Origin of the sequence: Empedobacter sp. UBA7252, from assembly GCF_002472765.1 — a bacterium.
GTDB lineage: Bacteria > Bacteroidota > Bacteroidia > Flavobacteriales > Weeksellaceae > Empedobacter > Empedobacter falsenii_B.
The window spans coordinates 1-22,084 of record NZ_DKSQ01000069.1; the positions used below are offsets into that span (position 1 = coordinate 1).

At 32.2% G+C, this 22,084-nt stretch carries 19 protein-coding genes and 1 riboswitch; of the genes, 12 read left to right on the plus strand and 7 right to left on the minus strand.

What is annotated here, in order from left to right:
- Positions 1-41: 41 nt before the first annotated feature.
- Positions 42-563 carry an acyl-CoA thioesterase gene (locus B2X73_RS09920; RefSeq protein ID WP_219034046.1) on the minus strand — a complete coding sequence of 174 codons (522 nt, stop codon included), beginning with the start codon at positions 561-563 and terminating at the stop codon, positions 42-44.
- A gap of 732 nt (positions 564-1,295) precedes the next feature.
- On the opposite strand from B2X73_RS09920, the gene B2X73_RS09925 reads away from it, so the two are divergent.
- The 3 genes from B2X73_RS09925 to B2X73_RS09935 are packed head-to-tail and all read left to right on the plus strand — an operon-like array spanning position 1,296 to position 7,006.
- Positions 1,296-2,378 (plus strand): efflux RND transporter periplasmic adaptor subunit, encoded by a 1,083-nt coding sequence (locus tag B2X73_RS09925; RefSeq protein WP_219034048.1) that lies wholly within the window; start codon positions 1,296-1,298, stop codon positions 2,376-2,378.
- Positions 2,379-2,397: 19 nt separating this feature from the next.
- Positions 2,398-5,565 carry an efflux RND transporter permease subunit gene (locus B2X73_RS09930; RefSeq protein ID WP_291096343.1) on the plus strand — a complete coding sequence of 1,056 codons (3,168 nt, stop codon included), beginning with the start codon at positions 2,398-2,400 and terminating at the stop codon, positions 5,563-5,565.
- The gene (locus tag B2X73_RS09935; RefSeq protein WP_291096344.1) at positions 5,558-7,006 is read left to right on the plus strand and encodes a TolC family protein; all 1,449 of its coding nucleotides are present in this window, start codon (positions 5,558-5,560) and stop codon (positions 7,004-7,006) included. The genes B2X73_RS09930 and B2X73_RS09935 overlap by 8 nt, the downstream gene beginning before the upstream one ends.
- Positions 7,007-7,084: 78 nt before the next feature.
- On the opposite strand, the gene B2X73_RS09940 is transcribed toward B2X73_RS09935, so the two are convergent.
- Positions 7,085-8,239: an SPOR domain-containing protein gene (locus tag B2X73_RS09940; protein ID WP_291090696.1), complete on the minus strand. Its 1,155-nt coding sequence runs from the start codon at positions 8,237-8,239 to the stop codon at positions 7,085-7,087.
- A gap of 88 nt (positions 8,240-8,327) precedes the next feature.
- Between B2X73_RS09940 and dprA the strand changes: the two genes are divergently transcribed.
- From dprA to B2X73_RS09965, 5 genes are all read left to right on the plus strand, one after another.
- Complete coding sequence (dprA, locus tag B2X73_RS09945) at positions 8,328-9,425, plus strand: DNA-processing protein DprA (protein WP_286495283.1); 1,098 nt, start codon at positions 8,328-8,330, stop codon at positions 9,423-9,425.
- Between the two features lie 58 nt (positions 9,426-9,483).
- Entirely contained in the window at positions 9,484-11,748 is a 2,265-nt protein-coding gene (locus B2X73_RS09950) for a two-component regulator propeller domain-containing protein (protein WP_286495282.1), read from the plus strand.
- The gene (recO, locus tag B2X73_RS09955; RefSeq protein ID WP_291090692.1) at positions 11,748-12,467 is read left to right on the plus strand and encodes a DNA repair protein RecO; all 720 of its coding nucleotides are present in this window, start codon (positions 11,748-11,750) and stop codon (positions 12,465-12,467) included. The genes B2X73_RS09950 and recO overlap by 1 nt, the downstream gene beginning before the upstream one ends.
- Before the next feature lie 83 nt (positions 12,468-12,550).
- Positions 12,551-13,702, plus strand: coding sequence for a cystathionine gamma-synthase (locus tag B2X73_RS09960; RefSeq protein WP_291096345.1), 1,152 nt, complete (start codon positions 12,551-12,553; stop codon positions 13,700-13,702).
- Between the two features lie 246 nt (positions 13,703-13,948).
- Positions 13,949-14,542, plus strand: a complete 594-nt coding sequence (locus B2X73_RS09965; protein WP_291096346.1) for a hypothetical protein — start codon at positions 13,949-13,951, stop codon at positions 14,540-14,542.
- Positions 14,543-14,544: 2 nt separating this feature from the next.
- On the opposite strand, the gene B2X73_RS09970 is transcribed toward B2X73_RS09965, so the two are convergent.
- On the minus strand, positions 14,545-15,129 hold the full coding sequence (locus B2X73_RS09970) for a hypothetical protein (RefSeq protein WP_286495278.1): 585 nt from the start codon (positions 15,127-15,129) through the stop codon (positions 14,545-14,547).
- A 27-nt stretch (positions 15,130-15,156) separates the two neighbouring features.
- Positions 15,157-15,636: a hypothetical protein gene (locus B2X73_RS09975; protein ID WP_286495277.1), complete on the minus strand. Its 480-nt coding sequence runs from the start codon at positions 15,634-15,636 to the stop codon at positions 15,157-15,159.
- Between the two features lie 48 nt (positions 15,637-15,684).
- Here B2X73_RS09975 and B2X73_RS09980 point away from each other — a divergent pair, with 48 nt between their 5' ends.
- On the plus strand, positions 15,685-16,431 hold the full coding sequence (locus B2X73_RS09980) for an alpha/beta fold hydrolase (RefSeq protein WP_286495276.1): 747 nt from the start codon (positions 15,685-15,687) through the stop codon (positions 16,429-16,431).
- Here the strand turns inward: B2X73_RS09980 and B2X73_RS09985 are convergent.
- Positions 16,428-16,868, minus strand: coding sequence for a nucleoside deaminase (locus tag B2X73_RS09985; protein WP_286495275.1), 441 nt, complete (start codon positions 16,866-16,868; stop codon positions 16,428-16,430). The genes B2X73_RS09980 and B2X73_RS09985 overlap by 4 nt on opposite strands.
- A gap of 77 nt (positions 16,869-16,945) precedes the next feature.
- On the opposite strand from B2X73_RS09985, the gene B2X73_RS09990 reads away from it, so the two are divergent.
- Positions 16,946-17,851, plus strand: coding sequence for an EamA family transporter (locus B2X73_RS09990; RefSeq protein ID WP_286495274.1), 906 nt, complete (start codon positions 16,946-16,948; stop codon positions 17,849-17,851).
- Between the two features lie 36 nt (positions 17,852-17,887).
- Here the strand turns inward: B2X73_RS09990 and B2X73_RS09995 are convergent, their stop codons facing one another.
- Positions 17,888-18,964: a DUF5074 domain-containing protein gene (locus B2X73_RS09995; RefSeq protein WP_280049930.1), complete on the minus strand. Its 1,077-nt coding sequence runs from the start codon at positions 18,962-18,964 to the stop codon at positions 17,888-17,890.
- A 6-nt stretch (positions 18,965-18,970) separates the two neighbouring features.
- Entirely contained in the window at positions 18,971-20,779 is a 1,809-nt protein-coding gene (locus B2X73_RS10000) for a TonB-dependent receptor plug domain-containing protein (RefSeq protein WP_291096347.1), read from the minus strand.
- Positions 20,780-20,813: 34 nt separating this feature from the next.
- Positions 20,814-20,956: riboswitch (cobalamin riboswitch) on the minus strand.
- A 175-nt stretch (positions 20,957-21,131) separates the two neighbouring features.
- Between B2X73_RS10000 and B2X73_RS10005 the strand changes: the two genes are divergently transcribed.
- Both B2X73_RS10005 and B2X73_RS10010 read left to right on the plus strand, forming a co-directional pair.
- On the plus strand, positions 21,132-21,383 hold the full coding sequence (locus tag B2X73_RS10005; RefSeq protein ID WP_125349960.1) for a TM2 domain-containing protein: 252 nt from the start codon (positions 21,132-21,134) through the stop codon (positions 21,381-21,383).
- A 158-nt stretch (positions 21,384-21,541) separates the two neighbouring features.
- Positions 21,542-22,084: alpha-ketoacid dehydrogenase subunit beta (locus B2X73_RS10010; protein ID WP_414647162.1), on the plus strand; the 543-nt coding region annotated here is incomplete at its 3' end.

Genomic DNA, 22,084 nt, shown 5'->3' on the forward strand with positions numbered 1-22,084 from the left:
AAAAATAAAAAAGTCGAAACAATGTTTCGACTTTTTTATTTTTATTCTGTAATAAACAACGATTTTAATTCGTGTGCATCAGCAGGATTCATTCTGCCAGCCAAAATCAAACTTAATTGTTTACGACGCAAAGCAGCTTCATAACGCTCGATTTCTTGTTCAGATTCTGGAATTAATTCAGGAACTTGAACAGGTTTATTGTCATTATCAACGGCTACAAATGTGTAAATACCGCTATTTGTTTGGTTATAAACACAATTTTCGTAATCGTAAACATAGACATCAACATACACTTCCATCGATGATTTGAATGCACGAGTTACTTTAGATTCTAACTTCACTGTACTTCCCATCGGAATCGGAATGTTAAACGCAACGTGATTGACACTTGCTGTTACAACCAAAAAACTTCCACCATGCATTTTCGCAGAAATAGAAGAAATTCTGTCCATAGAAGCCAATAATTCGCCTCCGAACATGTTTCCTAAGTTGTTGGTTTCATTCGGTAAAACCAAGTTTGTCATTACTGCTAACGACTCTTTTGCTGTTTTTGCTTTCGCCATAAACTTTTGTTTGTTGGGTGCAAATTTCAACAAAATATTCGAGTTTTGAAACAGTTATTATCGTTGTGTTAAGTATTTGTAATTGAGTTTTTTATTAAATCAATAAAATTTTATAGTTAAAAAATGTTAATATAGATTATTGTATTATTTCAAGTCTTACATTTGGACAGAATTATGAAAATGTTTATCACATACTTGCTATCTACTTTATTTCTACTATTTTTTGCGGAAACTAAAGTGTTTGCGGGTACTCAACATTTTCAGGGAAATTTAACTTCACAGACAGTCGTTAACGATAATACACATATTTATCACGCAAGTAAAATTGTTGAAACTAAATTCTCTAAAACTTCAAATTCAAATCAATTTCAAGAATTTAATCCAAGTATCGAAACGATTGATGATGATTTTCAGACATTAAACAAAATCGATTTAGAAACTTGTATCAAACTATTAAGTGTTGTTCTGGTTTTAAACTTTATAATTCAAGGTTTAAGAAAGAAGCACATCTTCTACAGTAAAACTATCAAATTTTCGAGTTGTAAGTACATTTTGTTACGTACAATCAGAATTTGATTGATTTCTTAAATTTTTAAAATTACACCAAAAATTAGTGTTCAGTCCATGAATAGCTGAATGTTAACCAATTTTTGTATGTAATATTTTTTGGTAAAACTACTTCTACCAAGAAATCCATTTCATCAAATTTTACATTTAATAGTTAGAAGAATTATGAAAAGAGTCGCATTATTTGTAGCTCTAAGTACTGTATTGTTGACAACAAGTTGTTCATCAAAAAAACAGGAAAAAGAAGAAGTGAAAGATTATCCAATCACAACGCCAATCAAAATGGATACGATTGTAGATAAGGATTATGTAGCCCAAATTCAATCGGTACGAAACATCGAAATTCGTGCACAAGAAAAAGGTTATTTGCAAAAAGTTTTTGTGGATGAAGGTCAACATGTACAAGCTGGTCAATTGTTGTTTCGCATTATGCCTTCGATGTATCAAGCTGAATATTTGAAATCGAAAGCTGAGGTAAAAGAGGCACAAATTGAATTGCAAAATTCAGCAACTTTGGCTGATAATAATGTCGTTTCTAAGAACGAAAAAGCCATTGCGCAAGCACGGTTAGAAAAATCGAAAGCAGAAATGCAATTGGCTCAATTACATTTATCATTTACAGATATTCGTGCGCCATTTTCTGGTGTTATAGATCGAATTCCGATGAAATTGGGAAGCTTGATTGACGAAGGAATGTTATTGACAAATTTGTCTGATAATTCATCAATGTTTGCTTATTTCAACGTTTCTGAGCCTGAATATTTAGATTATCAAACAAATATTCAAGATAGAGCGAATAAACAAGTTTCGTTGATTATGGCGAATAATAAACCTTTACCAGAAAAAGGTTTGGTAGAAACGATAGAAGGAGAATTTAACAACGAAACAGGAAATATTGCGTTTCGTGCGCGTTTTGCAAATCCAAATCATCTGTTGAGAAATGGTGAAACAGGGAAAGTAAAAATGACAGTTCCGTTACATGATGCTTTATTAATTCCACAAAAAGCAACTTACGAAATTCAAGATAAAACCTATGTTTTTGTAGTAGATAAAAATGGTGTTGTCAAATCGAGAAATATCACGATTGGTCTAGAAATGCCTGATGTTTATGTAGTAGAAAGCGGACTTTCGGAGAAAGATAATATTTTGTTAGAAGGTGTTCAGAAAGTGAAAGATGATGATAAAATCAAAACGAAATTTATTGCACCAAGAAAAGTTCTTTCATCGTTAAAATTAAAATCAAACTAATCTAAAAAATTCAAAAGTTATGTTTGATAAATTTATTCGAAGACCCGTTCTATCGATTGTTATTTCGTTGATTATAGTTTTCTTAGGAATTCTATCATTAGTCAAATTACCCGTAACCCAGTTTCCATCTATTTCTCCTCCAAAAGTTAATATTACGGCAGAATATCCCGGTGCGAATAACGAATTGTTAATAAAATCAGTGGTAATTCCATTAGAACGTGCGCTAAATGGTGTTCCAGGAATGAAATATATTACGTCTGATGCCGGAAATGATGGTGAAGCGTCTATTCAAGTCATTTTTGATTTAGGAACTGATCCAAATATTGCAGCTGTAAATGTGCAAAACCGTGTTTCTTCGGTTGTCAATAAACTTCCGCCTTTAGTAGTTCGAGAAGGTGTGAAAATTACGCGAGAAGAATCAAATATGTTGATGTACATTAACTTGTATAGTAATGATCCAAAAGCAGATCAACAATTTTTATATAATTATGCAGATATCAATATTTTATCTGAGTTGAAACGTATAAATGGAGTTGGAGATGCAGATATTTTAGGAAACCGAGAATATGCAATGCGTGTGTGGTTGAAACCAGATAGAATGCAAGCCTATAATATTTCTGCGGATGATGTGATGAAAGCGTTGGATGAACAAAGTATTGAAGCTTCGCCAGGGAAAACAGGGGAAAGTTCTGGTAAACGTTCAGAAGCTTTTGAATATGTATTAAAATATTCAGGTCGATACAACACAAAAGAGCAATATGGAAACATCATTTTAAGAGCAAATCCTGATGGAGAAATCTTACGTTTAAAAGATGTTGCTGATATAGAATTTGGAAGTTCGATGTATGATATTTACTCAACATTGAACGGAAAACCTTCTGCCGCAATTGTGATAAAACAATCGTACGGAAGTAATGCGAGTGAAGTGATTAAAAACATCAAAGAATTAATGGCTGATCTTAAAGAGAATAATTTGCCAAAAGGAATGGATTACGAGATTTCATATGACGTTTCGAAATTCTTAGATGCTTCAATGGAAAAAGTGGTACATACACTTTTTGAAGCTTTCGTTTTAGTTGGGATTGTTGTGTTTTTATTCTTAGGTGACTGGCGTTCTACATTAATTCCTGCGTTGGCGGTTCCTGTTTCTTTGATAGGAACTTTTGCTTTAATGAGTTTCTTTGGAATTACATTAAACTTGATTTCTCTCTTTGCTTTAGTTATGGCGATTGGAGTTGTTGTCGATGATGCGATTGTGGTGATAGAGGCTGTTCACGCGAAGATGGAAGAGAAAAATCTTTCGCCTTTACGAGCGACGGAAGAAGCAATGCGTGAAATTAGTGGAGCAATTATCGCAATAACATTTGTAATGGCAGCCGTGTTTATCCCAGTTGCGTTTATGTCTGGCCCTGTTGGTATTTTTTATCGTCAATTTTCGATTACGATGGCGACATCAATTATTTTATCAGGAATTGTTGCCTTAACGCTTACACCAGCTTTGTGTGCAATGATTTTGAAAAATAATCATAATCAACCAAGAAAGAAAACGATGCTAAATAAATTTTTGTTGAAGTTTAATAATTTGTTCAACAAAGGATCTTTTAAATATGAAAAAGTTTTAACCAAAACAGTTAACAAACGCACTGTTACATTCGGATTTTTACTAGCATTTTGTGCTGGAGTTTTCTTTTTGAATAATAGTTTGCCTTCTGGATTTATTCCAAACGAAGATCAAGGAATGTTTTATGCGATTATTCAAACACCTTCAGGTTCTACGTTAGAAAGAACAAATGAAGTTTCTCAAAAATTACAAAAAATAGCGGAAGGAATTGATGGCGTTTCATCAGTTTCATCTTTGGCTGGTTATGAGATTTTGACAGAAGGAACAGGAGCAAACTCTGGAACTTGTTTGATTAACTTGAAAAGTTGGGACGAACGTTCTAAATCTGCTGAAGAAATCATCAAAGAATTAGAAGAAAAAACTGGGAATATTAATGGTGCAAATATCGAATATTTTCAACCACCATCTGTTCCTGGATATGGTGCTGCAGGAGGTTTCGAGTTGAGATTGTTAGATAAAGCGGGTAGTGGAGATTATCATAAAATGGAAGAAGTGAGCCGTGATTTTGTAAAAGAATTAACTCGTCGTCCAGAATTGAGTTCTGTATTTACATTTTATAGTGCTTCTTTCCCTCAATATGTCTTGAAAATTGACAATGATATTGCCGAACAAAAAGGAGTTTCGATCGAAAATGCGATGGATAATTTATCAACATTAGTTGGTTCTAATTACGAAACAAGTTTCATCAAATTTGACCGACCTTATAAAGTGATGGTACAAGCTTCGCCAGAATATCGTGCGTTACCAGAAGATTTATTGAAATTGTATGTGAAAAATGATCAAGGTGAAATGGTTCCATATTCAGCTTTCATGAAAATTGAAAAAGTATATGGATTATCAGAAATTACGCGTCACAATATGTATAATGCAGCAGAAATTAGTGGTACGCCAGCACCAGGTTATAGTAGTGGACAAGCGATTGCAGCGATTAATGAAGTAGCTAAAAATACATTGCCTCGCGGCTTTGGAATTGATTGGGCAGGAATCTCGAAAGATGAGGTTTCTCGTGGAAATGAAGCGGTGATTATTTTCGCCATTTGTTTAATTTTCGTTTACATGATTTTAGCAGCACAATACGAAAGTTTTATTTTGCCTTTACCAGTTATCATTTCACTACCAACAGGGATTTTCGGAGCATTTTTCTTCTTGAAATTATTAGGATTAGAAAATAATATTTATGCACAAGTTGCAATGGTGATGTTGATTGGACTTCTCGGTAAAAATGCGGTGTTGATTATTGAGTTTGCAGTACAAAAACATAACGAAGGTTTATCAATTGTAAAATCAGCGATTGAAGGTGCGGGTGTTCGTTTCCGTCCAATTTTGATGACATCATTTGCGTTTATTGCAGGTCTTATTCCGTTGGTTATTGCTTCTGGTCCGGGAGCAGTAGGAAATAGAACAATTGGTACTGCTGCTGCAGGCGCAATGTTGTTCGGAACTATTTTCGGGTTGTTTATTGTACCCGGTTTATATGTTGCGTTTGGCGCTTTGGCGGATAAAATGCAATTGGTGAAATATGAAGATGAAAATCCTTTAACAGAAGAAATCACGGAAGATGAATAAAAATAGTTTAAAAAATATAATTGCAATAAGTCTTTTTGGACCGATGATTTGGAGCTGTAAAACTCCTGCGGTAAGCAAAGAGATTGAAAATCATCAAGCACCAAAAATTCCAGAAGCTTATCAAAATGTGCAAAATGATGATGCACCAAGTTCTGGGTTGACGCCTTGGAAACAATTTTTTACTGATCCAAATTTGGTCGTTTTGATTGAAGAAGCGTTAAAAAATAACCAAGAATTGATGATTACACTTCAAGAAATTGAGATTTCTAAAAATGAAGTGTTGTACAAAAACGGAAAATTATCGCCAAATGTTTCAGCAAATGCAGGAATTGGAGTTGAGAAAGTTGGTCGTTATACAAGTCAAGGTGCTGGTGATGCTTCGACTGAGATAAAACCCGGGAAAGAAATGCCTGATCCTTTGATGGATTATGCGATTGGATTGAGCGCTGATTGGGAAGTTGATATTTGGAAAAAATTACGTAATTCGAAAGATGCTTCGATTGCGCGATATATATCAACGGTAGAAGGAAAGAATTTTGTTTTGACAAATTTAATTTCAGAGATCGCATCGTCTTATTATGAATTATTGTCTTTAGATAGTCAATTGGAGTTAATTCATCGAAATATTGAGTTACAGAAAGAATCACTTCGTGTAGTTAAAATTCAAAAGGAAGCAGCGCGTGAAACTGAATTAGCGGTGAAGAAATTTGAAGCAGAATTATTAAAATCAGAAAGCGAAGAGTTTAATATTAAACAAGATATTACGGAAACCGAGAATAGGATTAATGCTTTATTGGGAAGATATCCGCAAAAGATAAAACGTGATGGTTCGTCATTTATGGATTTGATTCCACAAACAGTACATGCAGGAATTCCTTCTGAATTATTATCAAATCGTCCTGATATCAAACAAGCAGAATTAGATTTAAAAGCTTCTGCTTTAGATGTGAAAGTGGCTCGTGCAGAGTTTTATCCGTCACTTAATATTTCTGCGGCTTTAGGACTAAATGCGTTCAAACCATCTTATTTGGTAAAAATGCCAGAGTCTATTTTATATTCGTTGGCTGGAGAATTAGCTGCGCCTTTAATCAATAAAAGTGCGATAAAAGCGGAGTTTAATACAGCAAATGCTCATCAAATACAAGCGTTGTACGAATATGATAAAACGATTTTAAATGCTTATTTAGAAGTGTCAAATCAAATGTCGAAGATTAATAACTTAGAGCAAAGTTATTCGTACAAAGATAAACAGGCGAAAGCACTTGTAGAATCTATTGATATTGCGAATCAGTTGTTCAAAAATAATCGTGCAGATTATCTAGAAGTGTTAACAACTCAACGTGATTTATTGGATGCAAAAATGGAATTAATCGAAACAAAAGAAAAACAATTAAGTACAGTTGTCGCTATATACAAAAGTTTAGGTGGTGGCTGGAAGTAGTTTTCATATTCATTCTAACAAAGAAATAAGCTGCCTTTTGGGCAGCTTATTTCGATTTATATTGTATTAAAAAATGATTTAATTTTCAGTTCTAACCCAAGTTCCAGGAGACTTTTTATTCACATCATTCATATATTTTTGCGCGTCTTCTATGTTATTGAAGCTGCTATATGTAACATAATAATAGCGACCTTTTACATAAGAAACTCCTGCATCTTTGTAACCTTGTTTTTTCAATTCTCCAACCAAACGATCAGCATCTTCTTGACGTTTAAGCGAAGCCGCAATTACTTGATATTTTTTATTGTTAGATTTTGAAGTTGTTTTAGTTGCAACTTCTTTTTTGTCCTCAACTTTCTTTTCAGCTGTTTTAGGAGCTTCAACTTTCGTTAATTTTTTTGTTTCTGTTTTTACAATTTCTTTTGTCGAAGGCTTTTCCTTTACAATTGCCGTAATCTCCTTTTCAGTTTCATTCAGTTTCGTTTCCTTTACAACTGTAATTTCAACTTTTTTAGGCGTTTCAATTGTATCTGTTTTCGTTACCGTTTCGGCAATCTGATATTCAACTAAAGAAGGCTCAGCAATCGTTTGCGGCATATTATACACATCGTATTGCACTGTAGGTTTTTCAGTTTTGGTTGCGTCATCTTTACCAATCATTGGTAAAACCAAACCGCTCCATTGTTCTGTTACGAATTCTTGTACGGGTTGCGGCGTATTAAAATATAGGAAGCCACCAACAATAATGGGAATTAATGAGGCTGCGGCTAAAAATTTTGACATGTGTTTGTTAGAGGTTTTAGTTTTAGACGAATCTAAAATGTAATTGGCTTGTAAATTTGAAAGACCATAAGCGGCGATGAAATAATTTTGAGCATTTTCTGGTTTGAAGTCAATTTTTCCAGTGTCATTAAATTGTAATGATCCGATATTTTGTAAGGTTAAAACTTTTCCATTTTTCAAATGTTCTTGCCAAAAATAAACTTGTTCATTCAAAAATGTTTGCGCATTTTCAAAAGACATTGGCTCATCTTCTACAATTTTATTCACCAAAACACCATCACTTTTTGTTAAAGTTGTATTGAAAGAAAGCTCTTTTCTTGGTGGAATAAATGTGTTTGTTTGCTCGTCAAACGCCACATTAGCATTGTTTGAGATAAACGCTCCAAAGTTTGGAACGATTACACAATCGTGCTGAAATAATAATTGACTAATATGCTCTTCTAACCTCATACTACGAAATTAACATTTTTTTTAGATTTAGCAAAAAATAAATACTTAAAATTCTGCTTAGTTGGTTTAATATTAGTAATTTAACAAAATGCAAACCGATTTACCATATATTTTAGCACTTTCTTTTCAGAAAGGAATTGGCGATATCACAGCTCGAAAAATTATTCAATTTTTTGGTTCAGCACAGGCTGCTTGGAATTGTAAACCAAAAGATTTGCTGCAAATTTCGGGAATTGGACAGCAAATAAGCAAAGATTTTGGGAATAAAAAATGGTTAGATTTAGCTTTTAACGAAATAGAATATTGTAAAAATAATCAAATCAATATTTTAACTTTTTATGATGAAGCTTATCCACAATTCTTAAAAGAATGTATTGATGCACCTTTGGTGATTTTTTGTAAAGGAAGTTTAGAATTTAATCAATTCAATAACAAAAAGATTTCGATTGTTGGTACGCGAAAAATGACTAATTATGGACGAAATTTTATTACTGAATTAATCGAAGGTTTAGCAGATTTTGATGTTACAATTGTTAGTGGATTAGCGTACGGTTGCGATATAGAAGCACATACAAATGCGCTCAAAAATAATGTTGCAACATGGTCGGTAATGGGAACAAATTTTGAACGAATTTATCCTGCTACTCACAAAAAAATTGCGATTGAAATTTTACAAAAAGGAGGTTGGATAACGGAGCAACCAAGTTTTAAAATTGCTACACCTGAAGCTTTTTTGCAACGAAATCGGATTATTGCAGGCTTATCAGATGTTACAATTGTGGTAGAATCTGCTTTTAAAGGTGGAAGTTTGGTGACTGCAAAATTTGCAAATGAATATAATCGAGAAGTGTTTGCTTTGCCAGGGAAATCAACGGATGCGTTGAGTATTGGGTGTAATTATTTGATAAAATCTCATCAGGCTTATTTGGTCGAAAATTCGAAAGATATTATTGATTATTTTAACTTCAATTCGAAGAAGAAACCAAAACAAATAGATTTGTTTATTGAGTTTTCTAATGATGAAAATTTAATTGTAAATTATCTCAAAACCAATGGAAAACAACATATTGATAAAATGTCTTTTGACTTAAATTTGAAATCCTACGAATTGATGCCAGTTTTATTAGATTTAGAATTGAAACAAATAATTTCTACTCTTCCAGGTAAATTTTATGATTTATTGTAACAAGCAATACAATTTTTAGCAAGTTATTTTGTTATAAATTACAGTATTTTTGTGCATTATGAAGACAAAATTGTTCATTTTCATCACCATGATTTTCACAAGTTTAAACGCTCAAAATGATAAAGTGCGTTGGACTGATCTTTTTTCTTACAATAATGTGAAATTGTTGGAAGAAGTAAATGGTGTGATTTATTGTGGAACTGAAAACGGAATTTTCTTGTTCAATCCTCTAAATCCAACAAGTGATTGGATTAAACTAAATAAAACCAATTTTTTGAACAATGTTGGGGTTTCTGCAATGGCTTATGATAAAGATTCGGATTCGTTTTTAGTTGGGTATGAAAATGGAGGTTTAGATTTATTGAAATCTGGAGAATCGACAATGGTTTTGGATATCAAATGGAATGGTTTTTCGGGTGATAAAAAAGTCAATCATATTTTTATAAATGATGGCATTGCGTTTATTTCTGGAGCTTTTGGAATTGTTTCTTTCGACTTAAAACAGGAAGAATTTAAAGAGACAACACGTACAAATACAGCTGTTGTAAATGATGCAACAATTAACGGGACAACTCTTTATATTGCAACAGATAAAGGAATCTATTCGAGCGAATTATCGGATAAGAATTTGAATAATCCAGATTTTACAAATAGAAAAATTTGGAAAGAAGAAATTGTTGGTCAAAATGTTACCAATATAGAATTATTTGAAAATGAGATTTATTATTCGGTAAACAATGAATTGAAAACTTTAAATGGCTCTTCAGTGGGTTCTTATAATACAATTCTTAATTTAAAATCATCTAATGGACAATTAATTGTTACTCAAAACAATCAAGTTTCTGATTTGAGTGGTGTACATTATTCTAAAAATGATCAAGATGGAAATGTTATAAACTTCAACACAGGAATTTTTATTAACAATATTTATTTTGGAGGATCTGTAAATCATGGAATTATTAATTTATCTAATCATAAAGAATTTTATCCCGATGGACCTTTCAATAATAAAGCTTGGTCTGTATCAACAGCTAAAAGTAAAGTCTGGATTGCACCAGGAGGAATGGGAGATGTTTATAATACTCCAGCTGAAAATGTAGATGGTTTTTCATATTACGATAGTAAAAATTGGAAACATTTTTCTTTCTCAAAAATTAAAGCAAAAGATATAGTACAAGTAGAAGTGAATCCATTAGATGATAATAAATTTGTAGTAGGATCTTATAATTATTATGATAGAGATGTAGATGGACGACGAGATGTGTTAGAGTTTAATTTAGCAGATAACGATGAGCCAAAAATAATTTTACAAAAAAATGATTTTTCTAGTTCAAGAATAGCAGGTCTTAATTACGATCTTTTAGGAAATCTATATGTTGCAGCTTCTTTTCCTGTAGATAAAGCGGCAGGTGCTGGATATCCTGATTCAAAATTTAATTATTATGCAAGAAGAAAGAATGGAAATACTTCTTGGGAAATTATTGGATCTGAAAAAAATATAGCTTCTACTGCTGTAAAACCTATAGCAGGTAGCCAATATACTTTTTTTTCTAATGCACGTTATGGTGGAATCTCTGTTGTGGATAACTCAAATTTTAAAGAGATTGTAAATATAAAAGTTGCAAATGGAGACTTACCAAGTGATGATGTACATACAGTTTCACTTGATAAAAGTGGAAATCTTTGGATCGGAACAGGGCAAGGTTTAGTCGTTTTATACGGAGCTGATAATGCTGTAAGTTCTAATAATATAATTGCCGAGCCTATTGTTATTATTCAAGATGGAATTCCGGAAGCGTTGTTAACTGATGTTGGGATTTACGCTATAAAAGTAGATAACGCAAATAATAAATGGATTGCAACAAATGGGGCAGGAGTTTATTATGTTTCGGATAGTGGAGAAACGACGAAATTACATTTTACGTCTAAAAATTCACCTTTACCTTCGGATGTTGTGTACGATGTTTCGATTGATGAATCGACAGGAAAAGTATATTTTGCAACAGAAAAAGGTGTGGTTTCGTATAATGGAGATGTGTCGACAGAAGCGAATAATTTTAACAATGCAATTGCGTATCCAAATCCTTATCGACCAGAATATAAAGGTAATGTTACGATAAAAAATCTTCCAAATCGTGCGTTGGTTAAGATTACAGATATTGTTGGAAATTTACTTTTTGAGAAAAAAGCCGAAGGAGGAATTGTAGAATGGAATACAAATAATGCAAAAGGAAAGCCAGTAGCTTCTGGAATTTACTTAGTTTTGATGACAAATGCAGATGGTACAGAAACCAAAACATTGAAAATTGCAGTTGTCCGTTAATGAAAATTTTAGAAACCAAAGCCATTGTACTTTCAAGCTTAAAATATGGTGACACGAGTTTAATTATTCGTTGTTATACACAAGATTTTGGCTTAAAATCATTTATAGCAAAAGGAGTTTTCTCCAAAAAAAAGCGAAATACTTCGTTGTATTTTCCGCTAGCAGAAATAGATTTGAGTTTTCAACCGAAATCAAATGAGCAACAATTGGTTTTCTTAAAATCAGTGCAAACGTCGTATTATTACGAATCGTTGCATTTTCATCCCATCAAATCGGCGATTGTTTTTTTCTTAGCTGAAATCTTAAATTTAGTGTTGAAAGAAGAAGCTGATAATCCTGAATTATACTTTTACATCGAACATTCGCTAAAAGAATTTGATCAAAAGAAAGACGATTTTGCAGATTTTCATTTGATTTTTTTGATTCAATTATCTCATTTTCTTGGTTTTTATCCAAATTTAGAAACTGACGGAAATCTATTTGATTTAGAAAATGGTTTTTTTACGAATTCGAATTCATCCATCAATATGTTGAAAGCAGATGAAACTGTTTTGTTCAAAAAATTGTTAGAATTACACTTTTCTGAAGATTCTAAAAATACATTCAATCAATCACAACGTTCTCTCTTACTCGAAATTCTAGTGAAGTATTATCAAATTCATACCAATAATTTCAAGAAGCCAAAATCATTACAAGTTTTACACGAATTGTTTAGTTAATCTCCCGAAATAAATTCTAACAAATCTTTAAAACAAAGAATAAATAAAACTCCATATATTTGCTATAGTTAAAAGCATTTACAATGAAATTCAATACAAAAGCGATACATGGAGGTCAACAACATGACCCTTCAACAGGAGCCGTAATGACTCCAATTTACCAAACATCAACATTCGCTCAAAGATCACCAGGAGATTACAAAGGATACGAATATTCTCGTGGCGCAAATCCAACAAGAACAGCTTTAGAAAATGCATTAGCATCTATCGAAGGTGGAGTTGCAGGTTTTGCATTTGGTTCTGGCTTAGCTGCAATCGATGGTGTATTAAAATTGTTCAAACCTGGTGATGAAATCATCGCGATGGACGATTTATACGGAGGTTCTTACCGTTTGTTTACACGTGTTTATGAAAAATTTGGTTTGAAATTCCATTTCGTAGATATGACAAATGTTGAGGCTGTTGTCGCTTTAATCAATGAAAACACAAAAATGGTTTGGGTTGAAACGCCTACAAATCCATTGATGAAAGTGGTTGACATCAAAGCTGTAAATGATGCTGTAAAATCAAAAAAAGCAGATATTTTAGTTGCTGTTGATAATACATTTGCTTCACCATATTTACAACGTCCAATTGAGTTGGGAGCAGATATCGTAATGCATTCGGCTACGAAATATTTAGGAGGTCACTCAGATTTAGTTGCTGGAGCAATTGTGGTTAATTCGGAGCAATTGGCAACTGATGTTCACTTCAATTTATTTGCAACAGGAGGAATTTTAGGACCACAAGATTCTTACTTAGTTTTACGTGGAATCAAAACTTTGGCTGTTCGTATGGATCGTCACTGTTCAAACGGAATGAAGATCGCACAATTTTTAGAGGCTCATCCAAAAGTTGCGCACACGTATTATCCAGGTTTAGAAAATCATCCACAACACGAAATTGCGAAAAAACAAATGAAAGATTTCGGAGGAATGGTAACGTTTACGTTGACTTCTGGGAAGAAAGAAGATGCTTTCAAAATTTTAGAAAACTTAAAAGTTTTCACTTTGGCTGAGTCTTTAGGTGGTGTTGAATCATTAGCAAATCACCCAGCTACGATGACACATGCGTCTATTCCTGCTGAGAAACGTGCTGAAATTGGTATTACAGATGATTTAATTCGTTTGTCTGTTGGTATCGAAGACATCGACGATTTATTAGAAGATTTAGAACAAGTTTTGAATTTGATTTAATTCTTCTCAAAATAAAAATAATTTAAGAACGGCTCAGTATTGAGTCGTTTTTTTATACTTTTAAAGAATGGACAATATAGCATTAATAGTAGTTTCAATATTTATTTTATTTTTTATTCGATTATTTTTTAAGCGTTTTGATAATGCTTTTAAAAATACTGAACGAATAAAGGAGTTAGAAGCTCAGAACAATGAAATTCTTTCTGAGCTAAAAGAATTGAAAGATATTTTGAAACAAAGAAGTTGATGAAATTTCTAATTATCTTTTTAATTTCCACGTTAAGTTTTGCTCAAAAGTTGGATACGATTAATCTCAATCAAGTTGAGGTAATGAATTATTCCAATTACAAACAATTTCGTCCAAAATTTAAGAAAGTTGAAAGATTAACGGATAACACAAGTTTCGGACTTAAAATATTTTCGAATTTATTGCTTCCAAACGAGCAAGATATTGAAATTGTCGCCATCGAAATTTTGTTTGAATCAAAAGTGAAGAAGAAAAATTATTGCAACGAATATTATTATTTCAAACCTATAATTCTAAAATCGATTGATGATAAACAAAGTTTGATCGACGAAAAATGGTTTGAAGTAAATAAAGATTATCAAGGAAAATATATTTTTCCGATTCATTTAGAACTTAACCCTTTAGAGGTGAAAAATTATTTCATTGGATTAGAAACTTCCTACGAAAATCCTTTTTGCCCCGAAGGAAATGGTTATTTTGATTTGATAAATACGAAACAACCAGTTGATTTATATTATGAAATTAATGGTGAAATGATTAAACAAGATATTCTGAAAAATCATTCACTTAACTACAAAATCTATTACAAATAGATTTATTTCCACAATAATTTCAATTCCACTTTATATTTCCCAGCGTATGGTTTTGAGTTTGTTGGTTTCTCCGAAATCGAGAATTGATACACGCCACGCGCAGGCAATTCGAAAATGGTTTCTTTGCCAAAAGGACCACCTTTTATAGAATCCGCAGGTCCTTTGATGTGATTAATTCTAATATTCGCTGTAGAATCTTGAGCAGAAATTTTGATCCAAACTTTTTTAGCAGAATCTGCATTAAAGGTAAAAGTATTTGTTTGTCCTGCTATTTTATTAGGTTCTGCTTTAGCTTTAGCATAACTTACTTCAAGATTTTCGGTAGTATTATTAGCACTTAAAGGAACAATTTTATCTATGTTAGACACAATTTTTTGTTGAGGTTTTGCAGTAACTTTTTTCTGATGTGAAGTTGTTTTCACGACTTCTTCTTTCATTACATCTTCTGTTGTTGGTTTATCTTTTTTTACCAAATCTTTGTACGCAGAATCAACTCCAATCTTGCTTGGATAAATGGTTGGCGTAGATTTGTCTTCGCAACTATAAAGCGTAATCAATGTAATAAAAGCGATAAAAGTCCATTTCATAACAGAAAAATTCTGTTGTAAAAGTAACTATTTTAACTGCAATTTCAAGGTATATTTTCCTTCAAATGTATCTCCTTGCATCAAACTTTCGCCAATTCGGATTTGATACAAGCCTTTTTCGGTTAAATCATAATTGATTTCTTGTCCAAAAGGACCATCTTTCTCGTTATTTGGAGAGATAAGTTGATTAATTCTGATGTTTCCGAGTTTATTTTGAGGAATAATTTGAATAAAAACAGAGGAAGAAGAATCATTCCTAAAACTAAAAGTTTGTTGTTCTTTCGCTTCTTTTTCAATCTCAAATTCGCCTTTTCCATGAATTAATTTCAATTCAGAATTATTCATAGTCTTTGGAGAAGCAAAAGCAATTTCTTGAAAAGAAGAATCTTTTTTGACTACTTTTTGAGTCGTTTCTCCTATTGATATTGTTTGATTACTTGTCATACAATAAATGATAATAGCACCAATAGCTATTGATAGTATTATTATGGGACTATATTTTTTCATTATTGTAAATTTGTGCATTAGTTAATTACAAATTCTGAACCAAACTATATGTTGTTTTACGAAAATACAGGAAACGGTAAACCCTTGGTGTTTTTACACGGTTTCTTAGAGAGTCATTTAATTTGGAATAATTTACGAAAAAATCTTGAGAAAGAAGTGCAAATTATTACAATTGATTTACCTGGGCATGGAAATTCTGAAAATTCGCAAGAGGTGAATACGATGGAAGAAATGGCTGAAAAAGTGATTATAGTTTTGGATGAATTAAATCTAGAAAAAGCAACTTTTATTGGGCATTCGATGGGTGGTTATGTGGCTTGTGCGTTGGCTGAACTTTTTCCAGAGCGTGTAGAAAATATTGTTTTAATCAACTCTTCGACTTTGCCAGATGATGAAGCGAAGAAAAATCAACGTTTGAAAGCGTGTGAAACTGCTCGTAAAAATTTCAATGCTTTGGTGAGTTTTAGTATGCCAGCTTTATTTGCGGCGCATCATCGTGATCAATTCAAAGATGAGTTGAAATTTGTAAAAGAAATTGCTTTAGAAACTCCAATCGAAGGCGTTTGTGCAGCTTTGAAAGGAATGCGAGAGCGTCCAGATCGTTCGTCGATTTTGTATGATTTTAAAGGTGGAATTTATATCATTGTTGGAATGAATGATGAAACAGTTAATCCTGAATTATTTTTAACCTTAATTCCAGATTTACCTAATATTCATTTGTATAAATTTGATGGAGGACACATGGCTTTTATAGAAAATTATGACGAAGTTTTATCGATTTTGAAATCGATTTAACGCTTGCGTTGAAAAAATTCTTTCATTAATAGACCACATTCATCTTCCATAATTCCCGAAACAATTTCAGTTTTTGGATGTAACTCGCCAATTTTTGCTTTAAAACCACGTTTTTCATCCGAAGCACCATAAACCACTTTCGAGATTTGGCTCCAATACAATGCCCCGCCGCACATTACACAAGGTTCTAAGGTTACATACAATGTACAATCTTGTAAGTATTTTCCACCCAAATAATTTGCTGCTGACGTAATAGCTTGCATTTCAGCGTGCGCTGTAACATCAGTCAACGTTTCGGTTAAATTATGCGCTTTTGCAATAATTTTGTTGTTACAAACAATCACAGCTCCAACTGGAATTTCGTCTCGCTCGAAAGCTGTAATCGCTTCATTAAAGGCGATTCGCATAAAATATTCATCTGTAAAAAGATTTTCCATTTCTATAAAATTTAAAGCAAAAATAATCATTTCCAAATTGGATATTCGATACATTTGTACAAATTGACGCCTCTTTTATGAATCAATCAAAATATATCATAGCAGCCATTATAACCTACTTTATGTGGGGATTTTTCAGTTTCGGATTGAAACCAATCGCTGGTTATCCACCTTTGGATATTCTATTTTTTAGATTGTACGTTTCCGTTTTCTTTTTAGTGGTCATTAATGTTGGATTTCGACGCAATAAGATGAAAGCTGATTTTGATTTGTTTAAATCATTTGATAAAAAGAAACAGAAAGAATTAGGAAGTTTAATTGTTGGCGGATCATTGGTTTTGATGACAAATTGGTTGATGTTTATTATCGTGATGAATCATATTAGTGTGCAAGCTGCGTCGCTGTCATACTTGGTTTGTCCGATTATCACCACCGTTTTGGCTTTCATTATTCTGAAAGAACATTTGACCAAAATAAAATGGATTGCAGTTGGTATTAGTTTTTTAGCATGTTTGGTTCTTTCTATAGGTCATCTTATAGACTTGGTTTATAGTTTGATTGTAGCGTGTACATTTGCACTCTATATAATTATTCAGAGAAGTTTGAATGTTTTTGATAGTTTCAATTTGTTGATGACACAATTATTAATTGTAGCCATTCTGATGTTACCATTGGTTTTCATCTTTTCAGGACCAATTCCGACCGAAACAATTTTCTATCAATGTATCATGATGATTGTGATTTTGTTCACTATCATTCCAATGTTCTTAAACAATTTTGCTTTAAAAGGAATTGACTCTTCAACTGTTGGAATTTTAATTTATTTGAATCCAATTATGAATTTTGTTTTAGCAATTTTCTATTACAAAGAAGCCGTTTCTCCAATGCAAATGATCGGTTATAGTTTGATTTTACTCGCGATTGTAGGGTTTAATTCACAAACAATTTTCAAAATGAAAAACATAAAAAAATCTGAAGTTTAAACTTCAGATTTTTTTATGTTGATTTTTCAGGAAATATTATTTGATGTAAACAGAATTTGGTGAAACTCCAGTTGTAATTGCTGGATTTTTAAGACCTCCTTGTGCATTCTGAATTAATAATCGTCCATTAGAATTGTAATCTTTTGCGTCTAAAACATAAAAAGTATCACCTTTTACATAGAAACCATATACACTATCAGCACCTGTTATGTAATCTGCTTTTGTAGGCAAAGCTGTTGCATTTGTAGCCATAGAATAAACAGAATTATTAACGATGTAATACAATTTACTATTCTCCGCAACTAAGAAATTAGGATGTTGTCCATCAGGAAAATTCATTTCTAATTTATCTTCTGAAGTTAAATTATAACGAACCAATTTTCCTTTTGTAGTAGTTCCCCAATTAACACCTTGAGAAAGCACAAATAAATTTCCGTTTTGAATTGTTAAATCTGTCGGAACATCACCAACATTTATACTTTTTTTATCATTTGTTTTAAGGTCAATAATTGTAACTGTTTTACCTGTTCCCCAGCCACCTTTTTGTGCAACATAAAGTTTGTTATTGTCAAGAATCATTTTTTCTGGACCTTCATCTACTTTATATTTTTCTACAAATGTTAAATCACTGATTTTGTATTTTGCAATAAAATCATCTGTCGTTACATTAGGATCTCCCCAGTTTGAGATATACAAAAATTGATCATCAGAAACGATATAACGAGGGTTGCTCATATTATCTGATGATGGAATTGTACTAATTTTTTTGAAAGTTGTGTTGTCTACAACTTCTACTTTATTAGAAACATTAAGAACAATATAAGCTTTGTTTCCTTTGAAATACATGCTTTGTCCTACAGAACCCAATTGTGCACCAGCGTTCGCAGTCTTGAAAATTTCTTGAATAGGATTTGTTGTACTTACATCTTTTGTTGGATCAAAATAAGTGATTTCTGCGTTAGCTGAATTGAAACCTCCTTCATTCAAAATAAAAACTCCTTTCGAGTAGTTTCCTTTTTCAGGATCATTATTTGGCCCATCATCGTCATTTGAACAAGATTGTAAAAATACTCCTGCCAAGGCTATAAGTGCGATTGATTTAAATTTAGTCATAGTTTTTTAAAATTTTATTTGTATTTGTATGTTATAATTTGTGCCGGGTTGCCAACGATTTTCTTGCGTTTGATATTCTTGGTTAAACACATTATTCACACTCATAGAAACGCTATAAAGTGGTGAAATCGTAAAATTTAAACCTAAATTCGTTAGCCAAAAACCATCAAGTGTTCTTTCTTCTTCCGAATCGGTAAAAACTTTACTTGTATAAATATTTTGTACAAAAGCAGATAAACGTTTGTAAGTGTATTGTGCGCTCGCCGTCCATTTATGATTTGGGGAATACATCAATTCCTTATTTTTAAATTTATCTTTTGTTTTGGTGTATGCATAAGTTGTATTGAAACTAAATGCATTCCATTTGTAGCTTCCAATTATTTCAAAACCATAGGTTTCAGCTTTGTTGATGTTCACAGGAACCCAATAAGAAGTGTTTTGCGAACTCGGAATCCATTGAATCATATCACTCAACTTATTATAAAAAATATTGGTTTGAATGTTTAAATTTTTGTTGATAAAATCATTTCCAAGTTCAAATTGATAAGCTGATTCTGATTTCAAATCTGGATTTCCACCAGTTTTCCAAAATAAATCATTGTAGGTTGGATTTCTGAAATTTTTCGAAACATTTCCTCTCAATTGATACGAATGAATCGGACGAAAATTAAAACCCAATGAATAAATAAATGGATTTTGGTACGTATCAGAAAAATCTTGACGAATACTCGCTTCGTATTCCAAAACATCTGATAATTTATGCTTCGCGATTAAGGCAAAATTGATTGAGTTTTGATCGCTTTTATTCAAATTATTTCCACTTCCTTGATTATAATTAGCTTCAGATAAAAATGAAAGCTCGAAATTATTAGTCAATTGATGATTCAGATAATATTTTAAAACATAATTATCCACCTGTAAATCGTCCGAATAAGATTTGTGAATATTGTTGAAATAACTGTTTTCTTCTCGGATATATGCCAATTTTAACTGCGATTGCCACTTTTCATTTGGATTGAAATTCCATTCTGTCATCAAACGGTAATCCTGATTTTCGTATCCAGAAGGCGTTGAACCAATGTCAACCAAAGGAAATTCGCGCTTTCCAAAATTGAACATTGAATAAAGTTTCAATTCGTTTTCAGGATTAATTTTATAGCCAAAATTTCCATTAATTGTATTGAAATAATATTTTCCATTCAAATTCTTCTTCATGTGATTCGGAATTTTATAATCATTATCAGATTGATTTCGTTCGTAATCGATTGAAGAACTAAATTTTTCTGTACTATATTTCAATTGATATTTTCCCGACCATGTATCGTAACTTCCGTATCCTAAATTTATTTTTTGCTGTAAACCTTTGTCATACTCAAATTTATTCAACAAATGAATTGTACCGCCGATAGAACCTGTTCCATACGCAATACTTCCGCCGCCTGGTTTCACTAAAATTCCGTCAAACGAATTACTTGCAAATAAATTAAAATCCGTTTGTCCTGTTGTTTGCGAATTGACATTAATTCCGTTCCAAATTACGGCTGTGTGCGAAGCTAAAGTTCCTCGAAACGAAGGTGAAGAAACCATTCCTCGTCCATTTTCTTTAAAATAAATTGGCGTTTGCTCTTGTAAAACTTGCGTCAGTTGATTAGGATTTTGCTCTAAAATACTATCATTAAGTTTGATAATACTTTGAGATTTGTAATGATTTTTAAGAAAAGCATCGTTCAAAATCAAAGGTTTCAAATTGATGGTATCCGTCTGTGCAAAAGCAATTCCAGCGATAAGATTAAAACAAAGAAAAAGTTTTTTCATATTAAAATCTGTTTTTCCTCCGAAAACATTTTCTATTAATTTGTTAGCAATGGCAGGTTTCCTGACTTATTCTTTTACAAAAAGTATGTTAGAATTTACAGTTGCGGGGACAGTTTTGGAATTGAACCAAATTCCCTTTTAACTCACTCGTTGAGCACCATTTTATGCAAATGTAAAGAAAAGCAATTGATTTTATAAAAAGTAGATTGTTAAATCGTTAACCTTAAATTAAGATCAGATTTATTTTATTTGTACAATATTCAAAATCATTATATCTAGTGATTTTTAAGAAAGATGGACAAATTAAATTTGTAACCAACAAAAACAATTATTTAGTTAAACTTTAAAAATTATGGAAAACAATCAACCGTACAAATCAGAGAAAAAACTTATTGCCGGAATTTTAGCGATAGTATTAGGAACTTTAGGAGTTCACAAATTTTATTTAGGCTACACTAAAGAAGGTGTTATTCAATTAATTATTGGTCTTGTGACATGTGGAGCAGGAGGACTTATTGGATTAATCGAAGGAATTATGTATTTAACAAAATCTGATGAAGAGTTTGATGAAACTTATGTAAAAGGTCACAAAGGCTGGTTCTAAAAACAGAGATTACATTCTTTTTCAACTATTTTTCGATCCCAAAATAACTTTAGATTATTTTGGGATTTTTTATTGAATGAATTCGTTTTAAATAATTCGCAAGTTTTTTATTACATTTGCTTTAGGAAAAAATATAATAAAGAACGAAATCGCATAAAATGGCTATAAAAACATTTAGAGAAGTAATCGCAGAGGCAATGAGTGAAGAAATGCGTCGCGATGAATCTATATTTTTAATTGGAGAAGAAGTAGCAGAATACAACGGAGCGTACAAAGCTTCGAAAGGAATGTTAGACGAATTTGGAGCAGAACGTGTAATTGATGCGCCAATCGCAGAGGCTGGTTTTTCTGGAATCGCAATTGGATCTACAATGACGGGATGTCGCCCAATCGTAGAATACATGACATTCAACTTCTCATTAGTGTCTATTGACCAAATTATCAATAACGCTGCAAAAATTTATCAAATGTCAGGAGGACAATTCAACTGTCCAATTGTATTTAGAGGACCTACTGCTTCTGCAGGACAATTAGGTGCAACACACTCACAAGCTTTTGAGAATTGGTATGCAAATGTACCAGGTCTTAAAGTAATTGTTCCTTCAAATCCTTATGATGCAAAAGGTTTATTAAAATCTGCAATTCGTGATAACGATCCAGTAATTTTCATGGAATCTGAACAGATGTATGGAGATAAAATG